This window comes from Nostoc sp. FACHB-133 (genome assembly GCF_014698055.1).
Lineage (GTDB): Bacteria > Cyanobacteriota > Cyanobacteriia > Cyanobacteriales > Nostocaceae > Nostoc.
In genome coordinates, this window is sequence record NZ_JACJSH010000052.1 from 24486 (window position 1) to 50380 (window position 25895).

General features: G+C 40.2%; 25 protein-coding genes. 20 read left to right on the forward strand and 5 right to left on the reverse strand.

The window, feature by feature from the left end:
- Positions 1–34: 34 nt before the first annotated feature.
- The 3 genes from H6G86_RS29220 to H6G86_RS29230 all read right to left on the reverse strand — a co-directional run bounded on the left by H6G86_RS29220 (position 35) and on the right by H6G86_RS29230 (position 1468).
- Positions 35–640 (reverse strand): chemotaxis protein CheX, encoded by a 606-nt coding sequence (locus tag H6G86_RS29220; RefSeq protein WP_190937235.1) that lies wholly within the window; start codon positions 638–640, stop codon positions 35–37.
- A 6-nt stretch (positions 641–646) separates the two neighbouring features.
- Positions 647–1012: a response regulator gene (locus tag H6G86_RS29225; RefSeq protein WP_179070312.1), complete on the reverse strand. Its 366-nt coding sequence runs from the start codon at positions 1010–1012 to the stop codon at positions 647–649.
- Between the two features lie 183 nt (positions 1013–1195).
- On the reverse strand, positions 1196–1468 hold the full coding sequence (locus H6G86_RS29230; RefSeq protein WP_190937236.1) for an IS1/IS1595 family N-terminal zinc-binding domain-containing protein: 273 nt from the start codon (positions 1466–1468) through the stop codon (positions 1196–1198).
- Positions 1469–1627: 159 nt separating this feature from the next.
- Here H6G86_RS29230 and H6G86_RS29235 point away from each other — a divergent pair, with 159 nt between their 5' ends.
- From H6G86_RS29235 to H6G86_RS39910, 10 genes are all read left to right on the forward strand, one after another.
- Entirely contained in the window at positions 1628–3796 is a 2169-nt protein-coding gene (locus H6G86_RS29235; protein ID WP_190937237.1) for a chemotaxis protein CheA, read from the forward strand.
- A gap of 10 nt (positions 3797–3806) precedes the next feature.
- Positions 3807–4280 (forward strand): chemotaxis protein CheW, encoded by a 474-nt coding sequence (locus H6G86_RS29240; protein ID WP_190937238.1) that lies wholly within the window; start codon positions 3807–3809, stop codon positions 4278–4280.
- Positions 4281–4293: 13 nt separating this feature from the next.
- Positions 4294–5592 (forward strand): methyl-accepting chemotaxis protein, encoded by a 1299-nt coding sequence (locus H6G86_RS29245; protein ID WP_190937239.1) that lies wholly within the window; start codon positions 4294–4296, stop codon positions 5590–5592.
- A gap of 253 nt (positions 5593–5845) precedes the next feature.
- Positions 5846–6919 (forward strand): protein-glutamate methylesterase/protein-glutamine glutaminase, encoded by a 1074-nt coding sequence (gene cheB / locus H6G86_RS29250; RefSeq protein WP_190937256.1) that lies wholly within the window; start codon positions 5846–5848, stop codon positions 6917–6919.
- The gene (locus tag H6G86_RS29255) at positions 6919–7755 is read left to right on the forward strand and encodes a CheR family methyltransferase (RefSeq protein ID WP_190937240.1); all 837 of its coding nucleotides are present in this window, start codon (positions 6919–6921) and stop codon (positions 7753–7755) included. The genes cheB and H6G86_RS29255 overlap by 1 nt, the downstream gene beginning before the upstream one ends.
- 163 nt (positions 7756–7918) lie before the next feature.
- A complete protein-coding gene (locus H6G86_RS38965) occupies positions 7919–8191 on the forward strand; it encodes a hypothetical protein (protein ID WP_242065027.1) in 273 nt (90 codons plus the stop codon).
- Positions 8192–8259: 68 nt separating this feature from the next.
- Positions 8260–8505, forward strand: a complete 246-nt coding sequence (locus H6G86_RS29265; protein ID WP_190937257.1) for a hypothetical protein — start codon at positions 8260–8262, stop codon at positions 8503–8505.
- A gap of 752 nt (positions 8506–9257) precedes the next feature.
- A complete protein-coding gene (locus H6G86_RS29270) occupies positions 9258–9629 on the forward strand; it encodes a hypothetical protein (protein ID WP_190937241.1) in 372 nt (123 codons plus the stop codon).
- 213 nt (positions 9630–9842) lie between these two features.
- Complete coding sequence (locus tag H6G86_RS29275; RefSeq protein ID WP_190937242.1) at positions 9843–10031, forward strand: hypothetical protein; 189 nt, start codon at positions 9843–9845, stop codon at positions 10029–10031.
- 150 nt (positions 10032–10181) lie between these two features.
- Complete coding sequence (locus H6G86_RS39910) at positions 10182–11819, forward strand: PAS domain-containing sensor histidine kinase (RefSeq protein WP_190937243.1); 1638 nt, start codon at positions 10182–10184, stop codon at positions 11817–11819.
- Between the two features lie 152 nt (positions 11820–11971).
- Here H6G86_RS39910 and H6G86_RS29285 read toward each other — a convergent pair whose 3' ends face one another.
- Positions 11972–13243 (reverse strand): IS1096 element passenger TnpR family protein, encoded by a 1272-nt coding sequence (locus tag H6G86_RS29285; protein ID WP_190937244.1) that lies wholly within the window; start codon positions 13241–13243, stop codon positions 11972–11974.
- Positions 13236–13412 (reverse strand): hypothetical protein, encoded by a 177-nt coding sequence (locus tag H6G86_RS29290; protein ID WP_167756038.1) that lies wholly within the window; start codon positions 13410–13412, stop codon positions 13236–13238. The genes H6G86_RS29285 and H6G86_RS29290 overlap by 8 nt, the downstream gene beginning before the upstream one ends.
- Before the next feature lie 14 nt (positions 13413–13426).
- Between H6G86_RS29290 and H6G86_RS29295 the strand changes: the two genes are divergently transcribed.
- The 10 genes from H6G86_RS29295 to H6G86_RS29340 all read left to right on the forward strand — a co-directional run bounded on the left by H6G86_RS29295 (position 13427) and on the right by H6G86_RS29340 (position 25797).
- Positions 13427–13591 (forward strand): hypothetical protein, encoded by a 165-nt coding sequence (locus tag H6G86_RS29295; RefSeq protein ID WP_190937245.1) that lies wholly within the window; start codon positions 13427–13429, stop codon positions 13589–13591.
- A gap of 70 nt (positions 13592–13661) precedes the next feature.
- A complete protein-coding gene (locus H6G86_RS29300) occupies positions 13662–13916 on the forward strand; it encodes a hypothetical protein (RefSeq protein ID WP_190937246.1) in 255 nt (84 codons plus the stop codon).
- Positions 13913–14311: a type II toxin-antitoxin system tRNA(fMet)-specific endonuclease VapC gene (vapC, locus tag H6G86_RS29305; RefSeq protein ID WP_190937247.1), complete on the forward strand. Its 399-nt coding sequence runs from the start codon at positions 13913–13915 to the stop codon at positions 14309–14311. The genes H6G86_RS29300 and vapC overlap by 4 nt, the downstream gene beginning before the upstream one ends.
- A gap of 5 nt (positions 14312–14316) precedes the next feature.
- Positions 14317–14784, forward strand: a complete 468-nt coding sequence (gene ybaK / locus H6G86_RS29310) for a Cys-tRNA(Pro) deacylase (protein ID WP_190937248.1) — start codon at positions 14317–14319, stop codon at positions 14782–14784.
- A 169-nt stretch (positions 14785–14953) separates the two neighbouring features.
- Positions 14954–15202, forward strand: a complete 249-nt coding sequence (locus tag H6G86_RS29315) for a helix-turn-helix domain-containing protein (RefSeq protein ID WP_190937249.1) — start codon at positions 14954–14956, stop codon at positions 15200–15202.
- A 129-nt stretch (positions 15203–15331) separates the two neighbouring features.
- A complete protein-coding gene (locus H6G86_RS29320) occupies positions 15332–18544 on the forward strand; it encodes a type ISP restriction/modification enzyme (protein ID WP_190937250.1) in 3213 nt (1070 codons plus the stop codon).
- A 10-nt stretch (positions 18545–18554) separates the two neighbouring features.
- Entirely contained in the window at positions 18555–22820 is a 4266-nt protein-coding gene (locus H6G86_RS29325; RefSeq protein ID WP_190937251.1) for a helicase-related protein, read from the forward strand.
- 72 nt (positions 22821–22892) lie between these two features.
- Positions 22893–23540: a ribonuclease III domain-containing protein gene (locus H6G86_RS29330; protein ID WP_190937252.1), complete on the forward strand. Its 648-nt coding sequence runs from the start codon at positions 22893–22895 to the stop codon at positions 23538–23540.
- A 217-nt stretch (positions 23541–23757) separates the two neighbouring features.
- Positions 23758–25611: a GmrSD restriction endonuclease domain-containing protein gene (locus H6G86_RS29335; RefSeq protein ID WP_190937253.1), complete on the forward strand. Its 1854-nt coding sequence runs from the start codon at positions 23758–23760 to the stop codon at positions 25609–25611.
- Positions 25612–25635: 24 nt separating this feature from the next.
- Positions 25636–25797 carry an EVE domain-containing protein gene (locus tag H6G86_RS29340; protein WP_199338467.1) on the forward strand — a complete coding sequence of 54 codons (162 nt, stop codon included), beginning with the start codon at positions 25636–25638 and terminating at the stop codon, positions 25795–25797.
- The last annotated feature ends 98 nt before the right edge of the window (positions 25798–25895 follow it).

The following is a 25895-nucleotide window of genomic DNA, read 5'->3' on the forward strand; positions in this document are numbered from 1 at the left end:
AGTTTTATCTATATAGGTTAGGAAGTTTTCTAGATTACATGATTGCAATTTCATCATTAATTGCATTGATAAGCGCATCAAATGTACCTACGTGAAAGATTAAAATAATATCCCCAATAATTTCTAGCTGTTCAATTATGAATCGAGCTTGTGCTAGCAATATTTTGGAATCGCTTTCATAAGTAGATAATAATAAGTTTTTAATTGTATCTTCTAAGTAAACAGGTAATGTATAATTCACATGCTGCTTTAGCACATTACTAAGCGAACCCATCACCCCATTGATGACAATGTTACCAATTTCGCTCAGAGTGCCAATTTTCACCGCATCTAGATCAGCAGAACCTGGCTCTTCACCTGTAAGCACTGCAACTAGTGATGATGCACTGTCAGTAGGAAAAATCAAGCCAGCAGCACCAGAAAAAGAACCTGTAAAGCCTAGTCTTACAGATGCCAAGCTATCATCATGAAATCGTGTTGCTAATTCCTGATAGGCTTCAGCAGCAGTTAATACTTTCACAAATGGAATTTTGAGACCAATGTGAGAGTCTACCATCTCATTCAGTAGACTTGCGGCTCGACCAATTCCAATATTAATCAACTCTTGAAGTGCATCCAGTTGTTCTGCTGTTATATTCATCAAAACTTATTCCTTAGTATTAAGAACTTGCTGGACTGCCTTTCGCAATTCATTTTCTTTTGGTGGTTTATTAATAAAGTTAATAGCCCCAAGGCTATAACTTTGATTGCGTGCCCCTTCTTGGATATCGGCTGAGATGATAATTGTGGGAATTTTTAATTCTTCATCTTGTAAAGCTTGCAGAAATTCAAACCCATTCATGTCTGGCATGAGTAGATCCGCTAATACACAATTTGGTTTGCGCTGGTGAACTAATTCTAATCCTTCACGCCCATTAGTTGCTTCTATAATTTCGTAACCATCAACTTGCAAATACTTTCGGATCATTCTGCGAGAAAAGGCTGCATCATCAATAATCAAAACCAATGTCATTATCTCTGCCCTTTTGTGTTTTAGCTCAAGAATTGTTGATTGATATCTTGATATCAGTTAAATAAATATTAATCAAATAATCTTTATACCATAAAAAAATATTTAAATTTAGTTGCTTAAGTTAAAAACATTTAAAATTCATCTGCTGAAAGGTTAATGGTATAAGGTGTAACTAAACTTTAGTTAAGTATTTGCAATTTCATCTAAGTCAAGCTTGGCTTTACGAAGCCAATGCAAAATTGTCGTGTGGTGAATATCTGTCGCCCGCTCGATTTCTCGCAGACTCATGCCTTTAAGATGCATCTTGAGACACAATTGCTTGACATCGTTTGAGTAGCACCAAGCTTGGTAAGATTCGAGGAACTGACGACCACATTGTTTACATTTGTAACATTGTCTGCCTTTGCGAAAACCATTCTTGAAAGTTTGAGTTGAATAGCAACAAGGACATTGCATATTTATTACTTTACCATTAAAATAACATTATCTTTTCAGCATGAAACATCTAAACATTATTTGAAAGCCGTATATTGCTGAAATTTTCAATTAAATTACCATTAAATTACCATTAAATTACCATGAACACAAAGGGTCTAATTTTTCACAGAAAAGGTAATGGAGCTAACTGAAATTAACGATGATATAGAAGCATTCCTAATTGAAAGCTATGAAAATCTGAATCAAATTGAACAAGATATTATTTGTCTCGATAAAGTATCAGAACAAGGAGAAGCTGTAGTTCGCATTTATCGATCACTCCACACAATTAAAGGAAACTGCGGCTTTTTACCGTTTCCCAAATTGGAATCACTTGCTCATGCTGGAGAAAATTTGCTCTCGTCTTTACGCGATCGCCAGCTAGCAATTACCCCCACGGTCATCAATACTTTACTGCAAATACTTGACGGCATTCGGCAGATTCTGTCCCAAATTGAAGCAACCAGATATGAAGGCGATCGCGATTATTCAGCACTGATTACGACTTTAACTCAATTGCAGTTAACTGAGCAGCCGACCATCACATCTGCTGCTAATCTGCAAGGGTCGCAGACCAATATTGATACTACGTATTTCCCTCACGAATTCCCTGAAATCTTAACCTTGAGAGCATCAGAATCTTCTCAGATCCGAGTTAATGTTAACCTGCTAGATCAGGTAATGAACCTAGTGGGTGAACTCGTTTTAACCCGTAATCAGGTGATTGGATTTAGTAACAAGTTTAAGGATAGTAGCTTTACTGCTACTTGCCAACACCTTAGTCTTCTGACATCCCAGTTGCAGGAAGAGATCGTGAAAACTCGGCTGCAATCAATTAGTACCATTTGGCAAAAGTTTCCTCGTGTAACGCGCGATTTGGCGATCGCTTCCGGTAAACAAGTTAAGGTTGACATGGAGGGAATAGATACTGAGCTGGATAAAAGCATTATTGAAGCGATTAAAGACCCCTTGACTCACTTAGTACGCAACTGTATAGATCATGGCATTGAGTTACCAGCAGAGCGGACTGCTTGTGGAAAGTCATCTGTCGGGCGGCTATTTTTAAGAGCTTTTCATGAAAGTGGCAAAGTCAATATTGAAATTGGCGATGATGGTCGTGGTCTGGATTTAGAAAAACTCAAAAGGCGAGGGCAGCAACTTGGTTTAGTGAGTGCCGTAGAAGCCGCATCTATGAGTGAGTCGGAAGCGATAAACTTAATTTTCTTACCCGGCTTCTCTTCTTCAGAACAGGTGACAAATCTTTCTGGGCGTGGAGTTGGGATGGATATTGTCAAGAGTAATATTGATAAAATTAATGGCACGATTGAAATTCATAGCCAGAAAGGACAAGGAACGACATTCAAAATTAAGATTCCCCTGACCTTGGCGATTATTCCCGCATTAATTGTCACCAGTGGCAGCGATCGCTATGCTATTCCCCAAGCAAGTATCCAAGAGCTAGTACGCCTAGAAGCACAGGCAGTTAATCAGATTGAGATGTTTTACGATGTACCTGTGTATCGCTTGCGGGACACTCTTGTACCATTAGTTTATTTAAATCAAGTATTACAAATACCCAATAGTGTTTCCAACTTGGAAATGTTCAGTCTAGTAATTGTGCAAGTTGATAACTATCAATTCGGATTAGTTGTGGACACAATTGAAGACATCCAAGACATTATGGTTAAACCTTTAGGGAAACAGTTAAAGGCGCAATCTTTATTTGCCGGAGCAACTATTCTAGGGGATGGCACAGTTACATTAATTATTGATGTTGTTGGTCTGGCGAACCGTTCTGGTGTAACTGCAAAACAAAAGCAGCAGTTATTGATTGAAAACGCCATAAAAGACCAAGATCAAGTTATCGCTCGTCAAACAATATTATTGTTTGAGGGGCCCGAAGGCGCTCGTATGGGCATTCCATTGACTATTGCCTTTCGGCTTGAAGAAATTCTTTGCTCTGCGGTAGAGAAAGTAGGTAATCAGGATGTCGTACAATCCTACGGGAAAATTTTGCCGTTAATTGACCTGAACAAAGTGTTTTCCCAGAGTTATGAAAATGACCTCCGTGATCGGACTAAGGCAACTGTTGCAGAGACTCTCCAGATAGTGATTGTCTCCCCTTCCTTAGAACTCAGCGTTGGGCTAGTGGTTGAGAGGATTCTTGACATTATAGAAGAACCACTGACAATTACAGGTGTCTCTAGTAGACCAGGTGTGCTTTTGTGCGCTGTATTTCAAGGTCAAATTACCGAAATTCTTGACATTGAGGCTGTAATTCGTATTGCTAACCCTCATTTGCTGTAATTAATTACTAATGGCTGAACAACAAATTTGTACATTTTTTCTCAAAGGAGTTTATTTTGGTATTAACGTGCTACACGTTCAAGAAGTGATTCGCCCACAAGCAATAACTCGTATACCTTTAGCCCCACCAGATATCTGTGGCTTAATTAATTTACGCGGACAAATTATTACTGTAATCGATTTGCAACGCCGATTAGAGATGAGCGAACCACAGACACAATCAAATATAAAACTTGTAGATGAAGCCCAGGGATTTAATATTATTGTAAGTTTTGAGGATGAAGTAGTCAGTCTGCTCGTCGATCGTGTTGGTGATGTCTTAGAGTTTCCACAGAACACGTTTCAACTCCCACCTACAACCTTAAAAGGTAAAATGCGTTCGATGCTAGCAGGGGCTTACCCTCTCCCAGATGGATTTCTGCTAGTTTTAGATGCCAAAAAAATTCTAAATGTTAATTTGATAATCACGTTACCGAGTAATTGAGGAGCGCCTTGCAATGACTACGAATCGGGCTGCAAAAACAGCCAACTCTAAATCTTCCTCAGAGGATAGTGTAGCTTCGCCGAATGACGGTGTAACAAAAGAGCAACTACAAGCGTTACTATTATCACTAAAATCTGTAAAAAATGGTGATTTTAGCGTTCGTTTACCTGTTGAGGATAATGAACTAGGTGAAATTGTCTTGGTTTTTAATGAATTGGTAAGTTTAAACCAAAACTTTGCCCAAGAAGTTTCTCGCTTGACAACCGAAATTGGTACAGAAGGGAAGCTCGGATCTCAAGCCGTTGTCAAAGGAGCAGACGGGAGTTGGCAAGGATTGCTTGATAACTTTAACCAAATGTCTACAAATTTAAAAGAGCAGATCAAAAGTATTAATGAAGTAACCCTTGTCGTTGCCCAAGGAAATTTAGCCAAACAAATTGCGGAAAGCAATGCTGGAGATTTTAAGCAACTCACAGATAATGCCAATCAAATGATTAGCAGCTTGAGGTCTTCAATCAGACAGATGGCAGAGGTGGCAACGGCAGTTGCCTCTTCATCAGAAGAATTGACCGCAGTTAGCACAGAAATGACTCAAAACGCCGAACAAACTTCTGAACAGGCAACCTCTGCATCTAGCTCCGCCGAACAGGTGAGCCAAAATAGCAGTACAATTTTGATTGCGGTAGAGCAGATGAATGCCAGCATTCAAGAAATTGCTAAGACCGTCATGGAAGGGGCAAAAGTCACGACTCAAGCAGTTAAAACTGCTGACCGCACCAATGAAACAATTAATAAGCTTGGTCAAAGCAGCATTGAAATTGGCAAAGTAATTAAAGTTATTACTGCGATCGCTGGGCAAACAAACTTACTGGCGCTCAATGCTACAATTGAGGCCGCAAGAGCCGGAGATGCCGGCAGAGGATTTGCTGTAGTCGCAAACGAGGTGAAAGAATTATCCAAACAAACAGCAAATGCAACTGAAGATATTAGTCAGCGCATTGAAGCAATTCAGACAGATACAAAAGCTGCGGTTCAAGCCATTACTCAAATTACTGATATTATCAATCAAATCAACGACTTTCAAAGCACGATCGCTAGTGCTATTGAAGAGCAAACAGCAACGACAAATGAAATTAGCCGCAATATTGCTGAAGCAGCCAGAGGAACATCTGATATCGCCAGAAATATCGCAGTTGTCGCATTGAATACTCAAAGTACAACGATTGGCACGAATAATACATTACAGGCAGCCACAGAATTATCGCGCATGGCAGTAGATTTGCAGAAAGTCGTCAGCCAGTTCATATATTAACGTAACCTGAGTTCGATGAATCTCTCCCTCCCAACCTCCCTTTCCGTTTCGGAGAGGGAGGAGCAACAAAAAATTAAGCTTTTTGCTCCCCTCTCCGTGTCGGAGAGGGGCTGGGGGAGAGGTCAAATAAGACTTGTCAAACTCACGCTATATTAGTTTTTTCACTGTCCCCAGTCCCCAGCGATGTACTGAGCTTGCCGTTGGCGCAGCCTCTCGCAGAGAAGTGTCCCCAATTCCCAATTCCCAATCCCCAATGCCCAAAATCCGAATACTAATTGTTGATGACGCGGTAGTAGTTCGGAGTCGAATTAGTAAAATTTTGTCCATCGATCCAGAACTAGAAGTGGTAGGAGTCGCTGCTAACGGTCGTATCGCCCTTGCCAAAATTCCCCAGGTTAATCCTGATATTGTGATCCTGGATATTGAAATGCCAGAAATGGATGGTTTACAAACTCTCTCCGCGATTCGACTAATCTATCCCCACCTACCAGTGATTATGTTCAGCACCTCTACACGGACTGGAGCGATCGCAACACTCGAAGCTCTCTCTTTAGGGGCTTCAGATTATGCCACAAAACCTAGTAACTTAGGAAGTGTAGAGGCGATAAATCAATATATTCAAGCGGATTTGATTCCCAAAATTAAAGTATTTGGTGCAATAACTACTACATTGACAACACCAAGCACGGTTGCTCATCCAGTTCTTCTTCCCCTTTACACCAATCCCAAGCGGGTAGAGGTTATAGCAATTGGGGTTTCTACTGGAGGGCCTAATGCCCTAACTGTCTTGCTTAGAGAGCTTCCAGCCGATTTATCAGTTCCCATTTTGATTGTGCAACACATGCCCCCCATGTTTACGAAACTATTAGCTGAACGATTATCTTCTAAATGCCAAATCCCAGTGAACGAAGCGGTTCCCGGAGTGGTATTAGAACCTGGACAAGCTTGGATTGCACCGGGAGATTTTCATTTGATTGTGCAACGCGACAAAGGTGTAGTTCGACTTGCTACTCATCAAGCACCGAGCGAAAATTCCTGTCGTCCTTCAGTAGATGTTCTGTTTCGCTCGGTAGCAGAAGTTTATGGTGCCGGGGCGATCGCAGTCATCCTTACAGGTATGGGCCAAGATGGATTACATGGCTGTAAGTGCATCCGCGAGGCGGGTGGACAAGTGCTAGCACAAGACAAAGCTAGTAGCGTAGTGTGGGGGATGCCTAGTTTTGTGGTTAATGCTGGACTTGCCGATCAAATTGTCACCCTTGACCAGATGGCAAGTGAAATTATGCGGCGAATTCGTTACAATCAAATTCCTATTTTAGGTCTGTAATGGAACAGACTAAGAGTGTAAGCACCAATGATTTTGAGTATCTTCGTCAATTAGTTCGTGATCATTCAGCAGTTGTGTTGTCTGCTGAGAAAAGCTATCTAGCGGAGTTACATTTACAACCAATTGCAGAATCAGCAGGATTCGCTTTCATTGCTGAACTGGTGAAATATTTACGCACTCAACCCTTTAACAATCTTCACATCCAGACAATCGAGGCGTTGGTCACTAATGAAACCTCATTCTTTCGAGATCATCACCCTTTTGAAGCACTGAGACAATACATACTACCAGAGCTAATCAAAAAACGAGCCATTGAGCGATCGCTAAACATTTGGTGTGCTGCTTGCTCTAATGGACAAGAACCCTACAGCATCGCTATGCTAATTCGTGAACATTTTCCCTTACTTACCAATTGGTCTATAAGGCTAATTGCTAGTGATTTTTCCACTAAGGTATTAGCGCGCGCCCAAAAAGGGCATTATAACCAACTTGAAATTAACCGCGGACTATCTGAAAATCTCCGTGACAAGTACTTTCATCGGCTAGATAGTGACTGGCAAATAAAGTCTGAAATTCGCCAGATGGCAGAGTTTCGTCAGATCAACCTGATGCAATCTTGGTCATCCCTTCCCGAAATCGACGTGATCTTTTTACGCAATGTTTTAATCTACTATGATCTAGCAACCAAGAAAGCCTTGCTAAGAAAGGTAAAACAGCAATTAAGAACAGATGGCTACCTGTTTCTCGGTAGTGCTGAGACGACTATCAACCTGGATGGCTCATTCAAGCAGGTTTCATTTAACAAGGGTATCTGCTATCAATTGCACAATGCTTAACAGATTTGGCTACAATCGTTCTCGTTCTTAACAGCTAGTTGCTGCGGCAGTTGTTGTGGACATTTTGCCGACAGGAGAGGGACAAGTTCGACCCATGACTAAACTTGAACCCCATTCACAGTAACAAGTGTGGCTAAGAGCAGTACACGAAGCTGGCGGGAAAGTGCCAACTGTTAGAATCGTCAAAGATGTTGTGCAGCGCATCATGGAAAGGACAAAAGTACCCAATACCTACCAAATCAGCGAAGTGTGCCAAATCCTTGTTAAAGACAATCCTGAACTCAGGGGCAAGGGTGGCTGTTGGGGGATTGTCAGCCAAGCAAATGAGTTTAGGGAGCGATGCGATTTTGTTAGATCCCACTTTAATTCTCAGTTACAGAGCTATATTCTCAATAAAAACAGTTATTTGGCTGCGATCGCACCCTTAAATAGGTGATTTAGAACCTTAATTTTAAGCACCTCACAAAATCGCATTGCTCCCATGAGTTTAGTTGCACCGTGAGAATGTGGGATGGTGAGTACACCATTGGGTTACAGCACCTGAAATCTTACGAATACTTGCCTGCCGAGTGTGAGCAGATGCGGGTGATTTGTGATCGCATTAGTCGAGTGTATTCCGATTCGCTGGAGGAGACAGTCAAAAGTCTGTTGCAGTCGTTGGGGAAGCTGAATCGACCTTATCTTACTGCTGTGGAAGAGAAATTGTTGAGTGTTTTGGAGTCTGAATATGGCAGAGAGATAACACCCTAAACAATTTCGGCAAATTGGCTCCAATGGCGTTGGGTTGCAGTTTCAATAGAGATATCACCACAACGGGACATTCAAGAAGTTGTACGAGGGATAGGGCAAAACTTTCCGCTTCTAGTGTCGTGCTATGCCAGTTGTCAAAGGAGTGCTGTAGAGACGCTCTACAAAATTGATACAGCGCTCAACAGAGTTCAGTTTCCACTCTACAACTGGCTAGAAATGAACAAAACCAAATAGGATTTCAAAAGATGTAGATAGTTAGCATTGCTTGTCTGTGATCATCAGTTGAGTATTCAGTATATTAAGATACTTTGCAGTAATATATGCAGAAGTTTTTGGAGTCGTTGGGGAAGCTGAATCGCGCTTATTTGAATCGGTTGGAAGAGAAGGTGTTGAGTTTGCTGGAGTCCGAACTGGAAACGAAATAATTTACTAAATCTGAGTTTAGATTTTCTGCCATCTGATAGGCGCATCAAACTTTATCTTTACTTACGTTGAAATCAGATAGCAATTACTGTCAGGCGCAGCGAGATGATACTTATTCAATAGCTTGAATGACGAGGATATAATTAATACATCAAATTTTTTAGTATGTATTTATTATGTGTAAATAATACTTCTGCTGTTACATTTTTCTTCAAAAAGCTGTTTCTTAAACCCTACTTTAATAAATGATTATCTTTAGATAATGCTCGTATATTAATTAGTAAACAAGGAGACTTAATATTAGTTTTTCGATTTTTTAGAGAAGAGAAATGAAGAAATTCACCAGTTTGATGGTTGTTGGGGCAGTATTGTCGATGAGTGCGCCGGCATTGGCCCAAAGTCGTGCGGTTAATGTGAGTATTGGCAGTATTGGTGGTGCATTAGATAATGCTGCTTTGCGAACAGTTCGCCAAGTTATCGGGTTTGCTGTCGGTGCTGGCACTGTCGATAAATTTATTGTATATAGTCCCAGGAATGGTTCTCCCATTCCTATCGAAGGAGGTTTAGAAGCTTGTGTCGAAGCTGGCTTCGGGATAACTGATGCCAGATTTAATGCTTTTATTCAGCAGTTGCGTTCAATTACAGCCCGCGAAGGAACTTTCTTAAATGTAGAACTTACTGCAAGCTGTAGACTCAACTAAAAATTTTGGTACTTAACCCTCTTGTGTTACTTTTGGAAAACAATATCAAGGCTTAGTTCTGAAACTGAGAGCGATTGGGTTCTCTCCATTTGGTACAAGAGGGTTAAAGGTAAGGGTGGCTGTTGGTGCTTGTAAGACGCTAGGATCGTGAACTGACCAGTTGGACTAAAGCATCTCAAATCTTATGATTACTTGCCTGCTGAATGTCAAAAGATGCAGTTAATCAGCGATGCCTGCGGCGGGCTACGCCTACGCATCAGTAGATTACGGGAAAACGAGAACTTGGAAAATGCCCCAAGTGCTGTGCTGAAGCATTTGGGGAAACTGAAGCGACCGTATTTGACTGCTGTTGAAGAGAAGCTGTTGAGTGTGATTGAGCGAGAATATGGGATTATAGATTAATCAATTAGCTAAAATCGCAATTTGAGCGCGTTGTAGAGCTTGGCTTTAGTTTAATTTTCACTGTATTTATAATTATTCAGTAATCTTGACGTTGTAACTAGTGGATATACTTAGTTACGTTGAAGACAAAATTTAGATAACAAGATTACTGTGTTTAATCTGGAAGATTTCTTCAACCTTTCAACTGACCTATTTTGTATCATCTCAAGGGATGGTTGCTACCAGCAAGTCAATCCTGCATGGGAAAAGGTATTGGGATGGAAACCAGAAAACTTAATTGGGCATTATTGGTTAGAATTAGTACATCCAGAAGATATTGCAATCAATCAGCTACCAACTGAACCACTGCAAAATTTGCACTGGGATAACCGTTATCTTCACAAAGATGGCAGTTATCGGTGGTTGTCTTGGAGTCTTTCTACTAGCCAACAGGGACTCATCTATGCAGTAGGGAAAGATGTTAACCAGCAGTTGCGCCAAATAGAAGCACTCTCAACGGAACGCCAAAGCCTTTATAACCTACTGAATCAGCTACCCGCTTTCCTTTATCTGCAACCCAATGATTATGGCGTAGGATTTTATAACCAACGCTTCCAGGAGGTATTTGGAGATCCTACAGGGAAACGTTGTTATGAGGCGATCGCTGGGTTGAAGCAGCCTTGTCCAGTCTGTCCTACCTTTCGCGTCTTTGAAACTAATGCTCCGCGACTTTGGGAATGGGTTGATAGTAAAACAGGCAATGTGTATCAAATTTATGATTATCCGTTCAAAAATATGAACGGTGAACCAATGGTTGTGGAAATGGGTTTAGATATTACTGCTGTGAAAAAGGCAGAGGTAGCCTTGCGACAGCGCGAGAAGGAATTAACCGAAAAAAATCAACAACTCCAAGATGCACTACAACAATTAAAAAAGACACAAGCGCAACTAATTCAAACTGAGAAGATGTCTTCTTTAGGACAACTAGTGGCTGGAGTGGCTCATGAAATTAACAACCCTATTAGCTTTATCAATGGTAATGTTACTCATGCTAAAGAATATGTTCAACAATTACTAGAAATACTACAACTCTACCAACAAGAATATCCTGACCCTCCACCAGTAATTCAGTCAGCCATTGCAGCGAACGAGTTAGAATTTATTACTGAAGACCTAAAAAAATTGCTCGATTCCATGAAAATGGGAAGTGAGCGCATTCGTGATATTGTACTATCCTTGCGGAACTTCTCTCGACTGGATGAAGCCCAAATGAAAACCGTAGATATCCACAGTGGTATTGAAAGTACACTATTAATTTTGCAAAACCGCCTCAAACCTAAATCCAATCAGCCGTCAATTGAAATTATTAAAGAATACGGTCAACTGCCTTTAGTAGAATGTTATGCGGGTCAACTTAACCAAGTTTTGATGAACATCATCATTAATGGAATCGATGCTTTAGAAAATTTGTCTATTATTAATCAGCCAGACAACCCACAAATCGTTATCCGCACTCTCGTACTCAACTCAGATTGGATTGCGATTGAGATTGCTGATAATGGCATAGGAATGACACCAGAAATTCAACAGCGTATATTTGACCCGTTTTTTACGACCAAACCAGTAGGTAAAGGAATTGGTTTAGGAATGTCAATTAGCTATCAAATTATTACAGAAAAACATCAAGGACATTTAAACTGTATTTCATCTCTAGGAGCAGGAACTAAATTCATAATCGAGATTCCCATTCAACCAATTAAACCTATACAAGCAAAGATACAAGAAGCTCATAATATCCCAGTTATATAACTAGTGTCTTTTTAGGGACAAAATAGCAAGGTGGACAGTAGAGAATTATCCTGCACTAGCTGGACTGCAACTGAAAACCAATATAGAGCGATCGCACTACCAATTCTGACACGTAGATATGGATTGGAACGTAGCCCATTGCAGTAGCAAATCTATTCCCAGCTTTCTCCTTCTTCAGCATACTGCGCTGGCGGTTCACCATAAGATTCAAGAATCTTGGGCTTTTTCATTTTGTCATTAGCTGGTTCAATTTTCTCCACATATAAATCAAATTCCCACTCTTGCAGTAAATCAAAGATAAATTGTAAATGACTGCCTACCTCTAAGGATAAATCGCCTAAACGAAAATCGCAGGTATCAGGGGGAATTTCGACAACAGGATGATTAAATTCCAAAGTTCTTCCTAAACGGTCTTTGTGAATAAATCTGTAGAGGTGTTCCGGGTCAAAATCAAATGCTTGCACAATTGTGGCAGCGACTTCATCTAAATTCAAATAACTAGGAATAGCAATCCGTCGCCAAGCATCCTGTAAAGTGGCTTTAAATATATAAACACCCTCAGTAAAATCGCCTTCTGCAATCACTAAAGTTTGTGACCATTCCTGGAAATAAGGTTGGAGATAGGGTTTTAAATTGTCAAAAGCTATGCGAAAATCTAACCGAAAAGTGGCGTAATCTTCTACTTGGATATTTGAGCGACTTTCTGTTAATACAGCCATGAGAGCATTACCCCAAGCCTTGGGGTTTACATGAGTAAAACGCCAGCCTTTAGCGGCTTGTGGTTTGACTGATGTCAGTTCAATTAATCCAAATAAATGTAAGAGAGCAAGATTGTGGAAACCAGGATAATAAACTAATTTATCTTGTTCTGAGTAATTATTAATTTTCAATCCTGATGATGGGAGATTGTTCCAAAATAATAAACAGCGATATGCTTGGTCAAACATATCTCTTTGGTCGCCTAAGAGTTCGCTTTCTCCCCAAACTAACCAAGATTCTAGCAGGGTAAAATATTGTTCTGTGTGGTTTAATCCTTGCCAAATTTGCAGAATTTTTTGGTCTAAAACTAATTTGCTCTTTTTACCTTCGGTAATAACTTGAGACAGTCCAGAGGCGCGGAGAAGGAAATAAAGACCGTGAATATAAGGATAGGATTTTTGTACAGGACGTTTGAGGTTAATATCTATGGGATAACTCAATTGTGAGTTAAGTTGTTGTAGATACTTAAGCGAGAATTGGTGATAAGTGCTACTAACTTCAACGCCGTTAGGTTGGAGAAGTTCTAAAATAGTTTGAAAATCCCGCAGAATTGTTCCTGGGATATCTTGAGTAATGGTTTGCTGTTGAAGTAGTTCTTTTTTATCTTCCGTCAGTGGTAATTTGTCTCGGATTTGATCTGGAATGAGGGAAAATAGGTTACTCATCTGAGTTGAGAGGAGGAATTTGTTCTGCGGTCAATCTCACAACTTGGCCATTTTGCCAAATTCTAATAAATTCTACTAAACGGCGGTGTCTTTCAATAGCTTTCTTCATAGTGAGTTTAACACCTGCGTCGATTTGGCTAGATAATTTCTCAGGAATTGGCTTATTCATCGAAATGTCAGCAGATGCAGTTAATCAGCGATGGTGCTGTTTCTCCCACAGGAAGCGATCGCACGGCTGCGGGAAAACGAGAACTTGGAAGATGCCCCAACTGCTATGCTGAAGCATCTGGGGGAACTGAAGCGACCGTATTTGACGGTTATAGTGAAGAAGCTGTTGAGTGTGATTGAAAAAGAATACGGCATCATAGATGAGATACCACGTAATTTTCAATCAACCAAGGACTAGGAGAAAACAGTAATGCAAAGTATTAAGTTATGTTCTCATGTTGGGGATGATGGCATTTTGCACCTTGAGATTCCTGTTGGCATAACAGACAAAGAAATGGAAGTCGTAGTAATTTATCAACAAATAGAACCATCAGCGCCCCCGAAAACACCCCAAGAATTAGGATGGCCAGCCGGATTTTTTGAACAAACAGCTGGATCATTAGCAGATGACCCAATTCAAAGATATCCCCAAGGTGAGCATGACACTAGGGAGCCATTAGAGTGAGATATTTGTTAGATACCAATGCTTGTATTGTTTATCTGAATCGTCCTATGTCTGCTGTGAGGCAGAGGTTAGAATCGCTATCACCAGCAGATATTGTTGTTTGTTCGGTAGTAAAAGCCGAACTCTTCTATGGTGCAATGCGAAGTAATAATCCCACACGGACTTTAACATTACAAAAAGCATTCTTAAATAATTTTGTATCTTTGCCTTTTGATGATCGGGCGGCTCGGATTTTCGGCACAATTCGGGCAGAGTTAGGGACGCTTGGTACACCAATAGGGCCTTATGATTTGCAGATTGCAGCGATTGCGCTAGTGAATAACTTGATATTAGTTACACATAACACCAGAGAATTCAGTCGTGTCAGTGGGTTGGTGATTGAGGATTGGGAATAAGAGCAATGAAAACCAATGCTGCTCGACTACTTGATAAACTAGGTATTTTCTACCAAATCCTGAGCTATGAAGTAGATCCTGATGATTTGGCTGCTGAGAGTACAGCCCAGAAAGTAGGACTTCCCGCAGAGCAAGTTTTTAAAACTCTAGTAGTCAGAGGTGACACAACAGGTATCTGTTTTGCTGTTGTGCCAGGAAATGCTCAGTTGGACTTAAAAGCTTTGGCGCGGATTTCAGGAAATCGCAAGGTTGAAACAGTTGCCCTGAAGGAAGTGCAGCCACTAACAGGATACATCCGTGGCGGTGTGACAGCTTTAGCTAGCAAAAAAGACTATCCCGTTTATCTTGATGAAACTGCAACTCTATTTGAGCAGATCACTGTTTCTGGTGGTATGCGAGGAATGCTGCTTCTGCTATCGCCAGATGATTATTTACGTGCCGTCAGTGGCACTTTAGGGGCAATTGTACAGTGAACCAGTTCTAATCAAGCGTACTTAAGTACAAGTTGCGTTTATTACATAGAGATATTAAAGCTACAGTAAATAAATAACAGTATATTAGCGGGTTACAACCCAGTACTAGGCTAACTACGATATAGCAAATCACACATTATTTGCTACTCAAGTAGTGGGTTTTGAGCTAATGACTATCAAAAAGCCTTTGGTAATTGAACAACCAAAACTGGGACAGCTCATCCATGAACTTCGCACTGTAACGGGCTTAACCCAAGAACAGTTTGCAACACATTTGGGTGTTACTTATTCCACAGTTAATCGTTGGGAAAATAAACGCTCTAAGTTATCACCGATGGCTATGCAGAGGATTGAAAAACTTCTACAAGAGATGGGTGATCAAGGGCAGAAACTGTTAGCGAAGTATCAGTCAAATTAGTTCTGAGGAAAAAGTAGATTACCTCACTTCTTGAGAGCAGTACTTAATCAAATTTGATATAGCGATTGCATTCTTTTAAAGCGCGATCGCAGTTTTACCGTGCTGTTTTGAACTTAGTAAGGAAAACAAATGACTTTCACCAAAGAGCAGTTACAGGCTGTCATGACTGGTACAGATTTAAATCATCGTGTAGAGGCACTGCGGCAGCTCTTAGGATATCCGGTGAAAGAGCATGATCCTCAAGGTTCTCGTTTTTGGTACTTACGCCCTGGTGTTGATGAATTAGAAGCTGAGGAAACTTGCCCAATTGCTGTTGGCTTCTATGAGGAACTATCAGGAGTTACAGACCAGGAAATTAAAATATTTTTGACCTCTAAAGACCAGCAACAAGAAATTTACGGGCATTACACAAACCGAGTTGCTGAACAGCAACCTGTAATGTATCTACTTCTACCTACTAAAGAAGCTACAGGTAGAGTGCCATTAGTGCTGCCAAATGAAGGTGGGTTGCGTCAACGACAAATCCAGACTTTTGATTGGAATGAACCGCAACTAATAGCACGGTTAAACCGTTTAAAACAAGGGGAACTGCCAATTGCTGCTAAGGGTCTAAGTTCAGTTCCCTTAGTGGAGTGGGTTTTCTATGAACCTATTAAAACGGCGAAGGAATTAGCGCAGTTGTTGGCTGAAGCTGCTCGTCGAATTGAGCAGGTAATTCCCCAAGTCTATGAGAAAGAAAAAGCTGATGGGTATTTACATAACCTATTGAAGAGTTTTCAACGGGAGCTACTACCTACACTGCAATTGACTTCAGAGAATGAGAAGGATTACAGTTTTGCAGATATCTACGCCCAAACCATTGCTTATGCACTGTTTACAGCAAAGGTCTTCAGCCATGTAAAAGATAAGCGGGAGGGACGTGAGAAGGAAACGCATTTTGACCGTGAATCTGCTTGGCAACAATTACCAGAAACTAACCCATTTCTCCGCAAGCTGTTTAAAGATGTGTCAGAGCGTGAGCCTGAAGAATTAGGGGATGAGTTGATAGGTGCGATCGCAGATATTTTTGGTATTCTTCGCGCCGCTAAGATGGATGCAATTCTGTCAGACTTTCAGTTGAAGATGAATCGGGAAGATATTGTTATTCGGTTCTATGAAGATTTCTTAGCAGCCTATAAACCACAAATGCGAGAGCGTCGAGGTGTTTATTATACACCTGAGCCTGTGGTATCTTATATGGTGCAGTCTGTAGATATTTTGGTGAAAGAGAAGTTTAATAAGCCGTTGGGGTTGGCTGACCCAGAGGTAGAAATTCTTGAACCTGCTTGTGGAACTGCTAGTTTTTTAGTATACATATTTCGCTTAATTTATGAACGTTTTAATAATGTTCAATATAGAGAGCTATTTAAATCTAAAATAGGTGATATATCCTGGTCGCAGTATGTAGAGAATCATCTATTAACTCGAATTTACGGTTTTGAGTTATTAATGGCTCCTTATGCGATCGCTCACTTAAAAATAAGTTTATTCTTAGAAGAAACTGGTTATAAATTTGATAGTGGGAAACGGTTAGAAATCATATTAACAAATACTTTAGATGCACCAGAACGTAAATCAGAAGTTTTTCTGGAAGAGTATATTTCAGAAGAATCAGACAGGGCTGTAGCTATTAAACGCGATCAGCCTGTTATGTTGGTAATTGGTAATCCTCCCTATTCTTACGAATCAGAAAACACTGGTGAATGGATAACCTCTTTAGTTCGTGATTATTATCAAATAGATGGTCAGCCATTAGGTGAAAGAAATCCAAAAGGTTTACAAGATGATTATGTAAAGTTTATTCGCTTTGCTCAGTGGAAAATTCAGAGAACGGGCAATGGAATTTTGGCATTTATTACAAATCATGGATTTTTAGATAATCCTACATTTAGAGGAATGCGTCAGTCATTAATAGCCAATTTTGATGAATTAAAAATTTATGATTTGCATGGCAATAGTAAAAAGAAGGAAAAACAACAAAACGGTTTGCCTGATATAAATGTATTTGATATTCAGCAGGGTGTTGCGATTGCTTTAGGAGTAAAAGGAACGAAGCGTTCTATTTTTCACTGTGACCTTTATGGTAGCAGACAAGATAAATATGAAAAACTCATTAGCACAAATATAGAATCTACTAAATGGATAAACTTAAATCCTCAATCACCTTTTTATCTTCTAATACCACAAAATAATAGTCTTGTGCCAGAATACAACAATAGTTGGAGTATAACAGATATATTTACTATTAAAACTCCTGGCATCGTTACCGCTCGTGACTCACTAACCATTCATCCAAATGAAGAGAGTGTATGGGCCACTATTCAAAAGTTCTCTGATTTATCTCCAGAGCAAGCACGTATTGAATATAAATTATGTGATGACACAAGAGATTGGAAAATTACTCTTGCACAAGAAGATTTAAAAAAGTCTGGAATCAGTCGAGATAAAATAACCCCTATACTTTATCGTCCTTTTGATATTCAGCATACTTACTATACAAGTAAGTGCAAAGGGTTTCATAGTATGCCCAGAGGAGAAGTTATGCACCACATGATAGATGGTGAAAATCTTGGATTAATTACTGTGAGACAAGTTGCTGAAGGAGTATTTAACCACACCTATGTAACTAATTGCATCGTTGACAATCGTATAACATCTAGTAACAAAGGTTATGGGCAGGTTTTTCCCCTCTACCTATATCCTAATAAATCTAATCTTCAAAATTCAATAATAAAGGAAAAACGCCATCCAAATCTATCTCAAAATTTCTTAAATGCTATTACTACTAAACTTAGCTATACCCCCACCCCAGAAGCCATTTTTTACTACATCTATGCTATCTTCCATTCACCTAACTACCGCACTCGTTACGCCGAATTCCTAAAAATCGACTTCCCTCGTGTTCCCCTCACTAGCAATAATCAACTCTTCACCGAACTAGCAACATACGGTGAAGAATTAGTAGCACTTCACCTCATTAAATCACCCAAACTCAATAACCCAATAACCCAATTTGTAGAAAATAACGGTAATTGTATAGTCGATGCTGGACATCCAAAATATACTAATAGTGCTGTCATAATCAACAAAAAAGGAGATAAATTTACAGGCGTACCAGAATCAGTGTGGAACTTCTACTTAGGAGGCTACCAAGTTTGCCAAAAATGGCTCAAAGATCGTAAAGGACGCACTCTCACTCCTGACGATATTCAACATTACCAGCGTATTGTTGTAGCCCTCAAAGAAACTATTGAACTCATGGCAAAGATTGACGCAGTGATTCCAGCTTGGCCTATTCAGTGAGTTATTAACCATGCTTGAGAACTTTATCCAAGACCTAATTCGTAAACAACGCCCCTACTACCTACTCCAAGGTAATCCCATCAAAGGCGTTGACAATCAATACTGGCTCGTTTTCAAGCACCGCGATGCTGACAGGCTGTTAAAAACAGTTGTGAAGTTTTTAGGTATTGGTGGTAAACAAGCGACTTACAAAATACTACGAATTGATCCAAAAAGCGCTAGGGTGTTTGAGTACATTCCTATCAAAGATGGAAATGTACCTAGTACCTCTCTGTTACGAATTAGTAATTTAAATGTTATTGAAAAATTCCTTCATAAAGAAAGTGTAACCAAAGAAAAATCTTTACTTGCTGGCAGCTTTTTAGAAATCAAAGGTCGTCTTCGTAGATTCAATTTGCCTGATCAGCTAGATAAATATAATGTCTTCATCGGCTCTGCCCTAGAACGCACCCAAATTTATCGCCGTTCTACGGCTTACTTTGATAGTGGTGTGCTGAAACTATATGAAGAACCTCTCGCTTCAATTGTGCAAACTGAGGGTCAAATTCGCCTATTGATGGACTGGCAGGGTTTTACTAAGCAGGCTGATGTCCAAGAACTGGAGAAACTACAAGACCCTAACTACCGCGCCCGATTTGCTCATTGTACCCTAGCTGAATTTCTTAAGGGTTTAGAAGATAGTGCCTTTAGTGGTACAGAAATTTTGGCAGAGTTAGTTCGTCTGAATTTGTTGCAAATTAAACTTGTAAAAATGGAGTCAGGAGGAGGTATTTATCACAAAAAAACTGGCATCCTGAGCGACCAGTTAGAAAATCATATTCTACATGAAGGCTCAGATAATTTCACCCGTGCAGCACATTCTAAAAATGCTGAGAGTGTAACCTTTCTCTACTCTTGGGATTCTCTAGATGCAGAAGCCATATTTGAAAGTATTGGTCAGTTTGATGTTGAGTGGCAGCGAGATGACATTACCTTTGATTTAACCCAAGAGTTTTTACAGCAGGTGTTGACGGAACGCGATCGCCGTGCCAAGTTAAAAGAACCAGTTATTGAATCTATCAATCCTGATGAGTTTGCCCCTGGGGAAACCACCCAAGTTGAAATCACAGGTCAAAATTTAGACAAAATAGAAAGCATTGAGGTTGTAGATGATCAATTGGTGAAAATCACCATTGACAGCCAAGATTCGGAACGGATTATTGGTCAAGTTGAGGTAGACCCAGAACATCCGCCGACAAAGTTAACCGAATTCAAAGTTACAACCACCGAAGGCACTTATCACAACTCACCCGAAAATCCTCCAGCCGTCAGCCAATCCCTAGAAATTCCAGATTTCAGTGAAATTGAAGGGTTTAAACAAGCTGTAGAAATAATTTTGGCAGGAAATCACGGCACACCAAATGATTTTCTTTACTGGTTGGCACAGCAGCGCCCCCGTCAGTTCCGGGTTGAACGTAGTGATTTATTAGATGAACTGTTAAATCAAGGTATCTTGTTTGAACATCAAAAATCTGGAGCGCAACATTGCCTAAGAGTCATGCAGGATTTTGGTGTTGCTGTCTGCGCTGATGCTGTAGGATTGGGGAAAACTCGACTAGCGGCTACTGTCTCGTGGTTGTATCGTCAGCAGAAGGGTCAAGCTAAAATTGCCATCATTGCTGCCAAAAAACTTCATCCCAACTGGGAACGAGAAATGGCTGAACTTGGGTTTAAATCAGGTGATTATGAACTCTACAATAAAAACCTGATGAGCCGCAAAGGTAGTAACTTCCTGGCAGACTTCAATCGCTACGGTGGCCCTGACCTAGTTATCATCGACGAAGCCCACGAAGGCATTCGCAATTATAAAAACCGTATTCATAAAACCTGTGCAGCGATTCAAGAAAGCGATCGCAAGTCTGCTCGGCAACGTTACTTTCTACTGTTGACCGCTACACCTTGGAACAATCGCCGGGAAGATATTTATAACATTCTCTCGCCCTTTATCAGTCGTCCTCAAGGATTCAATGATTTAAAGTTCCCCGCAGAAGTCGCTCAATGGTTTCAAAATCGGGAAATTGGGGTAGAAAATTTTACAGATAATACTGAACTATTTCGCCGTACCTACCGCGAACTGTTTCTTCAGCGCACCCGCCAAATGCTGCGAGAAGCCACCCCAGATTTAAATTTGTATGCCAAACGGATAGCAGAATGGCTACCTGTGCATTTTGAAATTAGTACAGAACAAGCACTTGAGCAGATTTTCACTCAATTTGAAACCAGTCTTTTTATTCCCTTTGCTGATCCAATTCGTTATTTAACAGGTAGCGTCGAACAGCGAAGTCTATTAGGCAATCAACGCCGATTCTTTCTACAACGGGCTGAATCGAGTATGTATGCCTTGAATCGGACTATCAAAAACTTTGGCGATCGCATTCGGCAGATGCAACAACGCTTAGAATCAGTTTCTCATGATGCTGATGGGCTGAAAGAATTTTTGCTAATTCACTACAATTTTGAATCCGACAAGAAGGATAAACCAGAAAGTTTCTTAGATGATTACAACCCTGAAGGCTGGGATGAGGATTATGAAGATGGGGAAGAAAACGAGGACGAAAACGAGGCAGAACAACAACAAAAGCGTCAGCAGTTAAGGCGGTCTATTGATATTGCCACAGATAACTTACGAGATAATCCTAACAATGCCCAAAAAGTTTATGAGCGAATGTTGGCTGATTGTGAAGGTGATTTGCATCAGCTAGAACAGATTCAAAACCTGTTAATAGATGAATTTCTAGTTGATCACAAACGCAAGCAAGTTACTCAAAAAGTAGCAGAACTGGTAAGTCAAGGTCATAAAGTGCTGTTAATTTCAACTTTCAGTGACACCGTAATTGATTACTACCGTTACATGGCTCGTGACAGTGCGATCGCATCTAAAGGTATTGGGATGCTGATTGGTTCTACAAAACTGTATTACACAAATAATTCAGACAAACCTCAAAAAGTAAGTCCTGGTCACGCACTGCAACCAAAACGTAGCCCAGTTACTTTAAATCGCCAAGAAATATTTAGACTGTTTGCCCCAGACGCTACTTGTAAAAATCCTACAGAACGCCCAAAGCCAGAGGAAGAAATCGCCGTACTAATTGGGTCAGAAACTTTATCAGTGGGTCAAAATCTACAAGATGCTGATTATCTGATTAATATTGACCTGCCTTGGAATCCTATGATTTTGGAGCAGCGCATTGGACGGATTGACCGCCCCAAGCAACATAAAGCTAAGAACATTTATGTTTATTATGCCAACAGTGAAAGCCAACTGTTACGGCAAGCTTCTCGCCTATCAAATCTGAATAAAAAACTCGTAGGAGACTTAGCCCAAAATGATGGAGACATCGCTAGTATTGAACCTAACCCCAACATCCCTACCATTTCTAGTGTCAACACATTGGGAGCTTCTATTTATGGTGATACCCTATTTGATGATGAAATTCTGCCAGGATACATCGACTTTGTTCAGAGCTTAGTCAAAGCTAGAAAGATAGAGCAGGGTAATTTACAAGAAGATGCCTATAAAAAACAGGAAACTAGCCGCGACCTTTATACCCAAAATGAGATTCTGCATAGTGAAGAACTAAGCAAGTTACTAAAAGAATTGGGTGAAGACTACCAAGCCAATCCAATTGCTGTAGGTCGCCGCACTGGTGAAAAAGATGAAGCTACCGGATTAGTGGCGTTGACAGTGCAATATTTTGGCCCAAATGGAGAACCAATTTTAGAGAAACAGCAGACTTTGTTCTGGAATGACCAAACCGGGGAAAACGATGGTTATGGTATGGCGATCGCTACTGCCTTCAAAACTCCGATAGCGGGAAATGTTTTCTCCTCAAAATATTTACTATCATGCGCTCAATCTTTATATAACAAACTAGTGGTCTTAAAACAGCAACAGGTTGCTGAATTAGAACAGCCAGAAACCCTAGAAAACATTAGCGTTACCTCTGAGCGCATTACTAAAATTCAACGTCGGGTGAGTATGCTTAATCACTTTCCAGCAGGTTTAGATCGAGCAGCTGTTAAGAGTACGTTAAAAAATTTGAACACTTGGAAGGAGATGAGGGCTGTACAAAAACTTTTAAAAGAGTATACCGATGGAAATAAAGCAATTTTGGATGATGAAAACTTTGTGATTCAGTTAGTGCAAGATACAGACAAACTCAACCTAATTACATTTGAAGGAATTAAACCTACCAGTATACAAGTTTCTTTAGCTGCTCTTTTATTAAGGGCATAAGCGATTGCAGTAGACATACTTTGTTGTTTTTACTAATTGCTAACTAAAATTTATTACATTAATTATTAAATTATGACACAATTGTATAACCCAGAACAACAACGGCAACAGCAAATTCAAGCTTTTTTGAAAGGAATTAGTATAAGTGAATTTCAGGCAACAGAAGCGCTAAAAATTGCTTTAAGACACCCATCATTTATCTATGAATCAAATGTAGATAGGCAGACAAAAGATTTACAAGAGAAATCTTACAAACGGCTAGTTCATTTAGGAAATGCAATTCTTGGTGCTATTGTTACTGACTATTTGTATGAAAGATTTCCTGAGTCTACACAAGGCGAACTTACTGAGGATAAACAACCACTTATAGATAAAGCCCAATTGTCAGAATTTGCTATTAAGTTAAATTTACCAGAGTTCTGCTTATTGGGAAAAAGTCTAAAAGGAAAACCTTTAAATGAGCAAGAGAGACTTTTTGCAGAAATGTTTGAGGCTGTGTTTGGTGCAGTTTATTTAGGGTTTAACCGTGATTTTTCTCAAGCTAGCGCTTGGCTAATTAAGCGCTTTTTAGCAGGTGCTTTAGACGAAATTCTTAATGATGAAGAAGACGATGAGGAGAATTTTGAGGATATGAGTCTTGATACCAAAGATTACTTAGACATGATTGGCTTAGAAAATTTTCCTGACTATGGATGGGCCCCTGGTGATGATGATGATTAGATCGCCCCACCCAAACCAAGCAAGGAAATCTACCAAACAACAAACAACAGTATATTGGCTATTCCAAAGCAGCCCCAAGTACTACCGGATTATCGACACGTATCCGCGACTTTGAGCAGATGCCGAGGCTTATCCTCACTAAGTAATTTTGAACTGGTTATTGATATTCGACACTTTTTACGAAGCATTCAAACAAATCATCAGAAGAAATATTTATATGTCTACATTTGATTCTACTAAAACAAGACTAGAGACTTTACTGAAAGCTATCATCACAGGTGAAATTCAACTACCCGATTTTCAACGAGGGTGGGTTTGGGATGATGAACACATCCGTTCACTGTTGGTAAGCATTGCTCGTGCTTTTCCTGTAGGAGCAATTATGCTATTGGAGGCAGGTGGTGATACTAAATTTAAGGCGCGTCCTATCGAGGGAGTCGATCCAACAAAGGCAACACCTAATAAATTAAAAAAGCTGATTCTTGACGGGCAACAGAGGCTTACTTCATTAACGCAAGTGTTGATATTTAGAGAACCTGTACAAACTCGTGACCACAAGAAAAAATTATTGCAACGTTATTATTACATCGATATCGAAATGGCCCTATTAGGGCAAGAATATTATGAAAATGCAATAATTAGCATTGATGCAGATCGTATTCAGCGAGAAAACTTTGGACGTGATATCAAACTTGATCTGAGTACGCCAGAAAAGGAATATGAAAATTTCTTTTTCCCTTGCAATCAAATTTTCAACTCGGATAGCTGGGAAGAAGGATTAAATAATTACGACTCAGATCATGGCTCAAAAAAATTTAGTCGTTATATGAAATTTCGTACCCAAGTCATTAAAGAGTTTCGCTTCTATGACTTGCCAATCATCGAACTCAATCGGGACAACAAAAAGGAAGCTGTTTGCCTAGTATTCGAGAAAGTGAATACGGGAGGCGAAGCATTAACCGTTTTTGAACTGATGACTGCCACCTATGCTGCTGATAATGTAAACCTGCGGGATGAATGGTTTGGTAATGCTCAGGAAAGTATCGAAGGTATCGAACCACACATAAGAAAGCAAAGTTTGTTACGCGAGGTTCAACCTACTGAGTTTCTTCAAGGATTGACACTACTGCATACTTGGGATAAACGAAAGGAAGACTTAAAAGCAGGTAAAACTGGCAAGCAAATAACAGGTGTTACTGCCAAGCGCGAAGCAGTTTTGTCTTTACCTCTAGATGCTTACCAAAAATGGAAACAGCCTCTTACCCAAGGTTACTGGAAATCAGCTAAATTCTTGCGTCAGCAATCGTTTTTCTCAACTAGCGATTTACCTTACCGCACTCAACTTATTCCTCTTGCCGCAGTCATGGCGTTGCTTGGCGATCGCTGGCTGGAACCGAAAATCCATGAAAAAATCACCCGTTGGTTCTGGTGCGGTATCCTTGGCGAATTGTACGGCGGGGCAGTTGAAACTCGCATGGCTTTGGATATTCAAGAGCTTATCGACTGGATTGAAGATGCTAAGGAAGAACCTGCAACTGTTCGGGATGCTAATTTTCAACCTGCACGTTTAGGGACTTTGCGTTCCAGAACTAGTGCTGCATATAAAGGTATTAATACCTTGATTCAACGTGAAGGTTCTCAAGATTTCTTTTGGAAGTCCACTATTCGGGATTTGGATGAAACCGATTGGGAAGGACGCAGACTAGATATTCATCACATTTTCCCCAAAAGTTGGTGTGACAAGCAGGGTATTCCCGCATCTCGCTATAACTCTATTCTCAACAAAACTCCCATATCATTTATAGCAAATCGCATGATTGGCGGTAAAGCTCCAAGTCAATATCTGGTTCAGCTTCAAAAGCATGACAGTGTTCAGCTAGATGATGCAGGCATGAATGCGATTTTGGCAACTCACCAAATTGATGCAATAACACTTCGACAAGATGACTTTGAGGGTTTTATGGCATCGCGTCAACGGATGATACTTGCCAAAATCGAGGCTGCTATGGGTAAGCCTGTATTGGCTGTGGATGATTCAGCATACAGTGATGCTGTAGATGAAGACGAGTAATCAAAAATTAATTAACTTACCAATATGGCATACTGGCTCTTTCAGGGAAACCCCAAATATTACCGCATCATAGACGGCATCCGCGACTTTGAGCAGATGCCCTGGCTGACAACTCGTTACGCCAAAGACATTGCTCTTGGTGATGGGGTACTGATTTGGAAATCTGGAGATAAAGCAGGGATTTAAGTAGGACAGGGTGAAAAAACCAAATTGTGTAAAGATAAGTAAATACACATAATGTATCTACCACGGTAACAGGTATATGGGCAGCCGTTTAAGGGTAT